This is a genomic window from Bacillus sp. AFS001701 (genome assembly GCF_002559405.1).
GTDB lineage: Bacteria > Bacillota > Bacilli > Bacillales > Bacillaceae_G > Gottfriedia.
Genome location: NZ_NTZO01000397.1, coordinates 1 through 10,961 on the forward strand (window position 1 = coordinate 1; position 10,961 = coordinate 10,961).

Sequence of the window (10,961 nt, forward strand, 5' to 3'; positions counted from 1 at the left end):
TGTATACAATGATATTATCTTTAAAATAAATTTTTGCCTATTTACTTCACGCGGAAAAAATCGAGGATGTGTATGATCAATGGTTCAACATTTAAACTTAATAATTAGTCACTATGGTTATTTAGGCATCATTTTAGCATTAATAGGAGGCATTATTGGATTACCACTACCAGATGAAATTCTTTTAGTTTACATAGGTTATAATGTATTTCTAGGTAGATTGTTATATTTACCTTCAATAGCTTGTGCCATTATTGGAATCATTTGTGGAATCTCATTAAGTTATTTACTTGGATACATATTTGGTTTACCTTTACTTAATAAATATGGACCAAAAGTTCATATTACAGAGAAAAAAATTGAAATGACAAAAAGCTTATTTACAAAATTTGGACCATATATTCTTATAATAGGATTTTTTATTCCCGGAGTCAGGCATTTAACTGCTTATTTTGCTGCCATTAATAAATATTCTTATAGAAAATTTGCAACATTTGCATTTATTGGAGCAATCCTTTGGGGATTTACTTTTATAACATTAGGAAAAATTTTTGGTGAAGAATGGGATAAAGTGGCGTCTATTTTTGCAAAGTATAGTTTAGTCATATTTCCAACTGCCTTATTGCTTGCGATCGTATTCTTTTTCCTATATAGAAAACGATTAACTACAAATTAGAGTTAGTTTTAGAATTCTTAACTATTTAGAAAGACGAGACAGTGTGTTTCGTCTTTTTTTTGTTGAAAATGAGTATGTCAATTATACGTGAATAGTGGCCTGCAAATAAATTCTGAAAATCGCAATTAAAATTAGCAAAACTGCAATTAAACTCCAAAGAATCGCAATTAAAATTAAAAATCCCCCATACCCGTTAAGGTATTATAGCTAAAAATCGTATAATAGTTGATCCTTTCAAAAGGAAAACTAGCAAATATACTCTAAAATCGATTAAAAACTTGAAAAAAAGCTTCTAATCCACTAAAAAACAACGAGCATTTCATATCAAAATAAATTGAGCTGTTGAGATACCCTTCACGTAAGTACGTTCTTTTATTATTTTTAAAAATAAAAAGAGGGCGCCTATTTATCAGTTAATCTGACAGATAAGACAGCCCTTTTTTACTTAATTATTTAGCAACTTCTTCTACAATTGCAATGACCATTTCAGCAGTTTTTACTAACTCTTTAATTGGCATTCTTTCATTAGTAGTGTGGATTTCTTCATAACCGATTGCTAAGTTTACAATTGGGAAACCGTGACCTGCGAATACGTTCGCGTCAGATCCTCCACCACTTTGTTGTAATGCAGGAGTACGTCCAATTTTTTCTGCTGCACGTTTTGCAACTTCAACAACGTGGTCTCCTTCACCAAATTTAAATCCTGGGTACATAATTTGAACTTCTACTTCAGCACGTCCACCCATTTCAGTAGCTGCTTCTTCAAAAGCAGCTTTCATTTTAGCTACTTGAGCTTCCATTTTTTCACCGATTAATGAACGGGCTTCAGCTAAAATATTCACTTGATCACATACGATATTTGTTGCACTTCCACCTTCGAAACGTCCGATATTAGCAGTCGTTTCTTCGTCGATTCGACCAAGTGGCATTCTTGCAATTGCTTTTGAAGCAATCGTAATCGCTGAAACGCCTTTTTCAGGTGCAACACCTGCATGTGCTGTTTTACCATAAATAGTCGCAATTACTTTAGCTTGAGTTGGAGCTGCTACGATAATGTTACCTACTTCTTCATCGCTATCTAATGCATATCCAAATTTAGTAGTGATTAATTTTGGATCCATTGCTTTAGCACCATGTAATCCAGATTCTTCACCAACTGAGATAATGAATTGGATTTCACCATGCTCAATATTTTGTTCTTTAATGATTTTTACAGCTTCTAAAAATGCTGCGATACCAGCTTTATCATCTGCACCTAGAATTGTAGTTCCGTCAGTAACGATATATCCATCTTTGATTGATGGCTTGATTCCTTTACCTGGAGTTACTGTATCCATATGACAAGAGAAGAAAATACCGTCAACGCCTTCTTTAGTAGCAGGAATTGTAGCAACAATATTTCCAGCACCGTGACCTGTAACACCCATCGTGTCGTCTTCAAAAACATTCATTCCAAGGGCTTCTAATTTTTGTTTTAAAACCTTTGCAATTTCAGCTTCAAACTTAGTTTCAGAATCTACTTGTACTAATTCTAAAAATTCTTCAACTATACGTTGTTCATTAATCATTTGTGTCATGCCTCCATATTGAATATGTAAAAAAATGTCTACAAAGGTATATTACCATGTTTTTTTGCTGGGCGCTTTTCATTTTTGTTTTTTAATACTTCTAATGATTGAATAAGCTTTTTTCTAGTCATCCTTGGATCAATAACATCGTCAACTAAACCGTATTTTGCAGCAACATATGGATTAGAAAATTTCTCTTTATATTGATCCATCCATTCTGATCTTAACTCATCTGGTCGATTACTTTGAGAGATTTCTTTTCCGTATAATATATTTACAGCACCTGCAGCACCCATTACAGCGATTTCAGCGTTTGGCCATGCAAATACTAAATCTGCTCCAATTGATTTACTATTTAATGCAACATATGCTCCACCAAATGCTTTTCTCGTAATGACTGTAACTTTTGGAACTGTTGCCTCAGAATACGCATATAAAAGCTTAGCACCATGCCTTATTATACCTCCATGTTCCTGTTTTACACCAGGGAAAAACCCTGTCACATCAACAAAAGTGATGATTGGTATATTAAAACTATCACAAAAACGAATAAATCTAGCCCCTTTATCAGCAGAATGTAAATCTAATCCTCCAGCCATAAATTTTGGTTGATTACAAACGAGTCCTACTACTTCACCATTTAATCTAGCAAATCCTACAACTAAATTTTTAGCAAAATCTTTTTGAACTTCAAAAAAGGAATCATCATCTACAATCATTTCTATTATTTTTTTAACATCATAAGGTCGACTACTTTCATCAGGAATTAACTCCATTAAATCATCTAAATCTTTTTCACTTTTCATTTTAGTAGGTGCTTTTTCTTCCCAATGTGCAGGTAAATATTCCATTAAATTTCTAACGACCTTAAGGGCTTCTTCTTCCGACTCAGCTTGGAAATGAGCATTTCCACTTATCTCATTATGGACTTTAGCTCCACCTAAATCCTCTGCAGTGATTTTTTCACCTGTTACACTTTCGATTACCTTTGGTCCAGTAATAAACATTTGGCTAGTTCCATTAACCATGATAACGAAGTCAGTAATTGCTGGAGAATAGACTGCACCACCTGCACAAGGCCCCATAATAACTGAAATTTGCGGTACGACCCCAGAATAAATCGTATTTCGGTAAAAAACATGTCCATAACCATCTAAAGAAAGGACACCTTCTTGGATTCTCGCACCACCTGAATCATTTAAACCAATAATCGGAGCCTTACACTGTACTGCCATGTCCATTAATTGACTTATTTTTTTCGCATGCATTTCACCTAAAGCACCGCCGAACACAGTAAAATCTTGCGAAAAAACAAAGACCGTACGATCGTTAATTTTTCCATAACCTGTGACAACTCCATCACATGCACCTTTTTGTTCATCCATTCCAAAATCTGAACAACGATGCTCGACAAAACTAAATAACTCAACAAAACTCCCTTCATCTAATAGCATGTCTATTCTTTCTCGTGCTGTAAACTTTCCACGTTCATGTTGTTTCTCAATCCGTTCAAATCCTCCACCTTGCTCTATTTCAGATTTCTTTTCATAAAGTTTATAAAGATCATCATACTTGCTCATTAAACTCCCCCCTTTTTTGAACAATTTCAATTAATACTCCGAATTGTTTAGGGTGGATAAAGGCAACTTTTGAACCCTCACTCCCTTTACGTGGTGAATGATGGATTAAATTGAATTGGCGTTTTTTAAGTTCTAATAGGGATTTTTCGATGTCATCTACTTGAAAAGCAATATGGTGCAAACCTTCACCTTTTTTTTCAATATATTTATGTACAGGATTCGTTGATGTAAGTGGTTGGATTAATTCGATGTTTATTTTATTTGTTTTAAAAAATGCGACTTCTACACCTTGGTCTTCAACTATTTCTCGATATGAGTATGATAAACCTAAATCACCTTCATACTTTTTAATACTCTCGTTTAAGTTTTTTACACAGATTGCCATATGATCTATATTTGTGAACATTTTTTTGCCCTCTCCTTCAAATCAATGCTTTTTTTAGAAACATATGAGATTTTTTATGTACTTTGATCGGTTCAAAAGTACATAAGCTATTATTTAAACAATATTCAAGAAAGTGGACAAACATGATTAAAAACCGTAGCAGTATACAACCGTATTTTAAGAGATAACAATGAAAATGACGCTATGATTTTGAATCATAGAACAATTAAGCTAAACACGAAAATTACAAGCAATTAAAAATAGTTCGACGGCATTCCCCTCACTTTTCTCAATTAATAAAACAATATGACTACTTAATAATCGAGGGGTTAAATAGACTCGATATAAAAGACTTATTTTTCCAAAAAAAAGTGCAATTATTGCAGTTTTTTGTAGTTTGTAAACCTACTAGATTACATGATAGTATTAGCTCGTTATCACTATTTGTAACTAGGGAGGAATTTAAGTGAACAAAAAAGTTTTAGCAGTTGGGTTATCTTTAGGTTTAGCAGCAAGTAGTTTTTCAGTAACAAATACATATGCTGCACCAAAAAATGTGTTATCTAGCTACAAGTATAATGAATCTGTAGGATCTCCTGAATTTGTATCTGGTCAGCTGACAAAGTCATCAACTCAAAGTCCTGAGAGCATTGTACTAGGTTATGTAAATGCTAACAAAGATAAATTCAAACTCGGTTCGAAATCCTCAGAAGAATCATTCTCCATTAAGTCTAGCAATAAAGATATGTTAGGTACCGCTCTTCGACTACAACAAGTATATAACGGTGTACCTGTTTGGGGTTCTACTCAAACAGCATTAGTTGCAGACGATGGTGTTCTAACAGCTTTCTCTGGTACGGTAGCACCTAATCTAGATACGAAAAAAGGACTTAAATCTGAAAAGAAAGTAAAAGCCAACAAATCTATTAAAATTGCAGAAGCCGACCTTGGTTATACTCCTATCTATGAAAAAGACCCTACAGCAGATCTAGTAGTTTACACAAATGGTGATGAAGCAACCTATGCTTACCTTGTAAACTTAAACTTCCTTTCTCCTAAACCTGGAAACTTTAATTATTTCATTGATGCATCAACAGGAAAAATATTAAATAGCTATAATAATTTAGATGAAGCAGATAGTAGTGCTCCTGCTGCAAAACCAGGTGGTACAGCAAGTAGTACGAATACAACTGGAACAGGGGTTGGCGTGCTTGGTGATTCAAAAACACTAAATATGACCCAATCTGGTTCAACTTACTATTTACAAGATAATACTAGAGCCTCAGGTGGTATTTTCACATATGATGCAGCAAACCGACAACGTCTTGCTGGTACACTTTGGACAAGTCCTGATAACCTTCTAAATAGCACTTATGATGCAGCTGCAGTTGATGCACATTATTTTGCTGGTTTAACATTTGATTATTATAATAAAGTTTTTGACCGAAATTCCTATAATAATAAAGGCGGTGCACTAAAATCGAGTGTCCATTATAGCCGTAATTACAACAATGCGTTTTGGAACGGTACACAAATGGTTTACGGCGATGGTGATGGAACAACATTTAAACCATTATCGGGTGGTATTGACGTAGTAGCACATGAGTTAACTCACGCAGTAACAGAAACTAGCTCAAATTTAACTTATCAGAATGAATCGGGTGCACTAAACGAAGCAATTTCTGATATTTTTGGAACATTAATAGAGTTCTATAATAATAAAAATCCTGATTACGAGATTGGTGAAGATGTTTATACACCAAAAATTGCAGGTGATGCACTTCGTTCGATGAGTAATCCAACTAAATATGGAGATCCAGATAATTATGCAAATCGTTACACTGGAACTTCTGACAATGGAGGAGTTCATACAAATAGTGGTATTATTAATAAAGCTGCTTATTTAATCACTCAAGGTGGAACAGCTTACGGCGTGACTGTTACAGGAATCGGAAATGATAAACTAGCTCAAATTTTCTATCGTGCAAATACTGTTTACTTAACAGCTTCCTCTACTTTCAGTCAAGCACGTGCAGCATGCGTGAAAGCAGCTTCTGACCTTTTCGGTACCAGCTCCGCTGAAGTAACTACAGTAAATAAAGCATTTGATGCAGTTGGAGTTAAGTAAAATTTCACTTTACATTTTGAGTAAATAAGGGATGTCTCGTAAGCTAAAAATGCTTATGAGACCCTTTTTTATTTTGGAAAAAGGTAGCGTAATTATTAGACAAGGGAATTGAATAAGCTTAGACTGTAAAAAATATCCTACATATGCTAAAATAGGACAACACTTGTATGATTCTAATAAATTATTAATAAATTGTAATTCTTTACTATAAGGTGGTAATCACATGAGAAAAAAAACACAAAAAGTAGTCGTTATGATTATGTTAATTTCAATGCTTGCTACTACTTTACTTGCAGGTATCGCTGCTATGTTATAAAAGGCCAAATAATATGGAAAAGAGGATTCATCATCAAGATCTTTAGATTTTGATAGTGAATCCTCTTTATTATTTGATTGCACCTTGTTCACGAGCTAGTTGTTCAAATGAACTTGATGATGTTGTGATTAACACTTTCGTTCCATAAGGGATTTTATCAAAAAGTTCATTCACATCATTTGTATACATTCTTACACATCCATTTGATATATATTTACCTATTGATGAAGGGTCATTATTTCCATGTATACCATAAATCGAACCATCTGTACCTAATGCGTCAAAACCAATCCATCTAGTTCCTAGAGGATTTTTAGGATCGCCTCCTGGAATATTCTTTTTGCGCCAATATGGATTTTTGGCTTTATATGTAATATTAAAAATACCTTCAGGAGTTAAATCTGCTGTTTTTCCGGTAGCAATTCGATAAATCCTTAGGACTTTACCATCTTCTATATATGCCAAATTATTTACTTCTTTATTAATGATAATAAACGGTTCTCCTACCCTTGGATTTTGTCCAAGTGGCCATACTGGACCAATTACTAAAAGTAGTGATAGAACTAGTTTAAGCAAATAAAGCAACTCCTTTTTAATTTCACTTAACGTATTTTCCCTTAAACTTTGATTTCATAATCAAAAAGCTTTCCATTTCATTGATGATGGTTAAAACCGCTGCTCGAGTTTCAAAATCATCAGATGTTTTTGGGAGTGGCATTGCACGAAACATATGATAGATTTCTTCTAACTGATGTAAGCATATAACACCACTTATAATTGGATTTATTGAAAAGCTTAAATCATTAAAAAATTTGGATAAAATATGAGATTGTTCGTTACTCACTTTAATGTCACAAACTGTGTCAATAATACGATGGATAATTTCAAGTTGCCGTTCTCTTAATAAAAAGTATTCATAATCTTCATCATTGGATGATTTAAAATAATGATTATCGATTTCTAATTTAGAAATTCTTTTCGCTTCTTGAAGCAATTTTACTGTTTCATCATATTCTTCTAAAAAACACTTATTAGCTGGTTCTTTTAAATAAATAGAAATCTTCTCAAAAATAAAACAAAATTTAGAATCAATTTGTACTTTAAAGTTTTTTATTTGATCATCTAAACTAGGCATATATAAATTACAAAGTAAAGCTACACCAATTCCTATTACAATTACAGTTAACTCATCTACTATTATTGGAGCTGTAATTTTTTTTAGTCCATATAAATGTAGCATGATAACAGCACTAGAAATGACTCCTTCTTGAATTTTAAGCTTTACTAAGCTTGGAATAAAAAATAAAAGTAATATTCCAATCGCTAAAGGTGTATAACCAAAAATATGAAAGAAAAAAATACAAAAAAGGATGATCAGAACGCATGCAGAAAACCTTCTTAATGCTGTATCTAATGAACGCTTTTTAGTAGTTTGTATACATAATATTGTTAATGTTCCAGCAGACGAGTAAAAATGAACTCCCACCGATTGTGCAATAAAAATTGCAACTGCACTCCCTAACGCCGTTTTAACAATTCTTGAACCAATTCTATACATAATATCACCTATTATTTATGTTTTACTTCATGTAGTATTTGATTCATTGAAAAGGTTAATATTTGAAATGAAAATTTCATCTCATAATTACGCTTAATAAAAAATAGATTGGTAAAAATATCATTATTCTAATAAAAGGTGTGAATTTATGAGTTCAAAATATTGCCATGAATCACGTTCAGCATTAACTGTTCGAGTTTTCCCTACCGACTTAAACAATCACCAAACTTTATTTGGAGGAAAAATTCTTGCTGACATGGATATGACTGCTTCAATTACTGCTTCTAAACATTCAAGATTGAAATGTGTAACTGCTTCGATCGACCATGTGGACTTCTTACATCCTGTTACAGAAGAGGATTGTATCTCTTATGAATCCTTTGTCGTCGTTACAGGAACTTCATCTATGGTAATTTTCGTAAAAGCGATTGCAGAGAACTTGATTACAGGCAATCGCCGTGTTGCAGCTACTTCATTTTTAACATTTGTTGGAATGAAAGATAATAAAACGGTACCAGTTCCATCGATCATTCTTGAAACCGAAGAAGAACGAGAACTTGCTGAAATAGCAAAAGCAAGAATCGAAAATCGTAAAAATAATAAATTAATCAGTAAAAACATTGAATCGACATTCTCTACGAAACCTTTAAAATTAAAACAAAGTGATGAGTAAATTAATTTGTTCCTAAATAAAAAAGAAACTGAGAAATTTTCTTCAGTTTCTTTTTTTCTAATTGTGATTAATGCGTAGAAATACCAGATACACCATGGCCAGTATTAGACTTCACAAGAATTTCATCAAATTTAGCTTCATTTTCTTTTTTACTTGAAAGAATCGTACCTAAATAAGCAGCTATGAATCCTAAAGGAATCGATATAATCCCCGGATTCATTAAATTAATTAATGGCTCTCCAACAAAAATGGCTTTTCCTTCTATTGGACTCCAAATATTTGGACTAATTGCTACTAGAATGATTGCAGATAGTAATCCAGTTAACATACCAGTAATTGCGCCAGTTGTATTAAAACGTTTCCAATAGATTGTAAAGAGTATGACTGGTAAGTTCGCACTTGCAGCAACAGCAAATGCTAAGGATACTAAAAAGGCAACATTTAATGTTTGTGCAAATATTGCAAGTAAGATTGAGATTAAAGCAACTCCAATCGATGCATATCTAGCCATTGTAACTTGCTCTTTTTCAGTTGCCTTACCTTGTTTTAAGATTTCATTGTAAAAATCATGTGCAAAGGCAGATGCAGCAGTTAATACTAGCCCTGCTACTACTGCAAGTATAGTTGCAAATGCTACAGCTGAAACAAAGGCAAATAAAAAGTTACCACCTAATACTTCAGCTAAAAGTGGCGCCGCCATATTTCCTGCTGGATTTGCTTTTATTATCTCAGAATTTCCAACAAATGCAGCTGCACCAAATCCAAGGAAAATGGTCATGATATAAAATGCCCCGATTAACCAAGTTGCATAAACGACTGATTTTCGTGCCGTTTTCGCATCACGTACTGTAAAGAAGCGTACCAGTATATGTGGTAACCCCGCAGTTCCAAGAACAAGTGCTAAATTTAATGAAATTGTATCTAATCCATTTGTATATTTTACACCTGGATTTAAAAACGAGTCCTTTAGAGGAGTTGCTGTTCTCATTTGACTAAACATTTCATTAATGTTGAAATTAAATTTAGCAAAAACGATGATTGAAATGACTAATGTTCCAAGCATTAGAAGGATTGCCTTTACGATTTGAACCCAACTAGTAGCCCTCATTCCTCCAAATATTACATATACAGTCATTAATATACCTACTATTAAAACAGCAGTCGTATAATCAATTCCTAGTAATAATTTAATCAGTGCACCAGCACCAACTAGTTGTGCAATCATATAGAAGATTGAAATCGTCATTGTATTTAACGCGGCTACCCCTCTTACTTTTCTTTGATCAAATCGGGCAGCAATCATATCTGCTAACGTGTATTTTCCAAGATTTCGTAAAGGCTCTGCTACTAAATATAAAACGACTAAATATGCAACTAAAAATCCGATGCTATAGAAAAATCCATCGAATCCAGTTAAAGCAATCGCACCTGCAATTCCTAAAAAGGATGCTGCTGACATATAGTCACCTGCAATTGCAAATCCATTTTGCCATCCCGTCAATCCACCACCTGCAGTATAAAAATCTTTCGCATCTTTTGTTTTTTTTGAAGCGAAATATGTAATAACTAGCGTTCCTAGTACGATAATTAAAAATAATGTAAATGCCGTTGTATTCAAATTTCCTCACCACCTTTATTTAACTTTTCTAATACTCCTTCTGCCATTTTGTCAAAGGATTCAGCTTTCTTACTGTAAATCATACATAATACCCATGTCATAACAAATTGAGCAAATGCAAACATCCAAGCCCATGTAACCTCTCCAAATGCTTTTGTATTAAGTGCTTTTGAATAAGAAGTCATTAATGGTAATGCAATGTAAAAGCAAAAAAAGAATAAAGACATAGGTAGAATAAACTTTCTTTTTGCTCTCAGTAACTGTTTAAACTCATGAGATTTTGCAACTTCCGAGTATTTGCTTTGAGTTATACTCGTACTAGAGTTTTGGTCCAATTCCATCATCATAGTCTCCTTTCAAGTTTTTATTTCTTGAAAAATTTGAAGAAATTATTGTAATCAAAGTGAAAGAATATTCAGAAACTAAGATAATTTTATTTCATTTTGATCCACTTTAATA

11 protein-coding genes are annotated in these 10,961 nt (G+C 33.2%); 4 read left to right on the forward strand and 7 right to left on the reverse strand.

Going from position 1 to position 10,961, the window contains the following annotated elements:
- Nucleotides 1-79: 79 nt before the first annotated feature.
- Complete coding sequence (locus tag CN514_RS20005) at nucleotides 80-676, forward strand: DedA family protein (protein WP_098234094.1); 597 nt, start codon at nucleotides 80-82, stop codon at nucleotides 674-676.
- A gap of 449 nt (nucleotides 677-1,125) precedes the next feature.
- On the opposite strand, the gene CN514_RS20010 is transcribed toward CN514_RS20005, so the two are convergent.
- Genes CN514_RS20010 through mce form a run of 3 tightly spaced genes read right to left on the reverse strand, consistent with a single transcriptional unit; the run spans nucleotide 1,126 to nucleotide 4,230 of the window.
- Entirely contained in the window at nucleotides 1,126-2,244 is a 1,119-nt protein-coding gene (locus CN514_RS20010; protein ID WP_098234095.1) for a M20/M25/M40 family metallo-hydrolase, read from the reverse strand.
- Between the two features lie 38 nt (nucleotides 2,245-2,282).
- A complete protein-coding gene (locus CN514_RS20015; RefSeq protein ID WP_098234096.1) occupies nucleotides 2,283-3,824 on the reverse strand; it encodes an acyl-CoA carboxylase subunit beta in 1,542 nt (513 codons plus the stop codon).
- Nucleotides 3,811-4,230 carry a methylmalonyl-CoA epimerase gene (gene mce, locus CN514_RS20020; protein WP_098234097.1) on the reverse strand — a complete coding sequence of 140 codons (420 nt, stop codon included), beginning with the start codon at nucleotides 4,228-4,230 and terminating at the stop codon, nucleotides 3,811-3,813. The genes CN514_RS20015 and mce overlap by 14 nt, the downstream gene beginning before the upstream one ends.
- Nucleotides 4,231-4,675: 445 nt before the next feature.
- On the opposite strand from mce, the gene CN514_RS20025 reads away from it, so the two are divergent.
- Both CN514_RS20025 and prli42 read left to right on the forward strand, forming a co-directional pair.
- Complete coding sequence (locus CN514_RS20025) at nucleotides 4,676-6,337, forward strand: M4 family metallopeptidase (RefSeq protein ID WP_098234098.1); 1,662 nt, start codon at nucleotides 4,676-4,678, stop codon at nucleotides 6,335-6,337.
- Between the two features lie 223 nt (nucleotides 6,338-6,560).
- Nucleotides 6,561-6,653 carry a stressosome-associated protein Prli42 gene (gene prli42 / locus CN514_RS25870; protein WP_156339731.1) on the forward strand — a complete coding sequence of 31 codons (93 nt, stop codon included), beginning with the start codon at nucleotides 6,561-6,563 and terminating at the stop codon, nucleotides 6,651-6,653.
- Nucleotides 6,654-6,722: 69 nt separating this feature from the next.
- Here the strand turns inward: prli42 and CN514_RS20030 are convergent, their stop codons facing one another.
- Both CN514_RS20030 and CN514_RS20035 read right to left on the reverse strand, forming a co-directional pair.
- A complete protein-coding gene (locus tag CN514_RS20030) occupies nucleotides 6,723-7,238 on the reverse strand; it encodes a L,D-transpeptidase (protein WP_098234099.1) in 516 nt (171 codons plus the stop codon).
- 13 nt (nucleotides 7,239-7,251) lie between these two features.
- On the reverse strand, nucleotides 7,252-8,211 hold the full coding sequence (locus CN514_RS20035; protein ID WP_098234100.1) for an aromatic acid exporter family protein: 960 nt from the start codon (nucleotides 8,209-8,211) through the stop codon (nucleotides 7,252-7,254).
- A 148-nt stretch (nucleotides 8,212-8,359) separates the two neighbouring features.
- Between CN514_RS20035 and CN514_RS20040 the strand changes: the two genes are divergently transcribed.
- Nucleotides 8,360-8,884 (forward strand): acyl-CoA thioesterase, encoded by a 525-nt coding sequence (locus tag CN514_RS20040; protein WP_098234101.1) that lies wholly within the window; start codon nucleotides 8,360-8,362, stop codon nucleotides 8,882-8,884.
- A gap of 67 nt (nucleotides 8,885-8,951) precedes the next feature.
- On the opposite strand, the gene CN514_RS20045 is transcribed toward CN514_RS20040, so the two are convergent.
- Nucleotides 8,952-10,502, reverse strand: a complete 1,551-nt coding sequence (locus CN514_RS20045; protein WP_098234102.1) for a solute symporter family protein — start codon at nucleotides 10,500-10,502, stop codon at nucleotides 8,952-8,954.
- On the reverse strand, nucleotides 10,499-10,843 hold the full coding sequence (locus CN514_RS20050; protein ID WP_098234103.1) for a DUF485 domain-containing protein: 345 nt from the start codon (nucleotides 10,841-10,843) through the stop codon (nucleotides 10,499-10,501). The genes CN514_RS20045 and CN514_RS20050 overlap by 4 nt, the downstream gene beginning before the upstream one ends.
- Nucleotides 10,844-10,961: the final 118 nt, after the last annotated feature.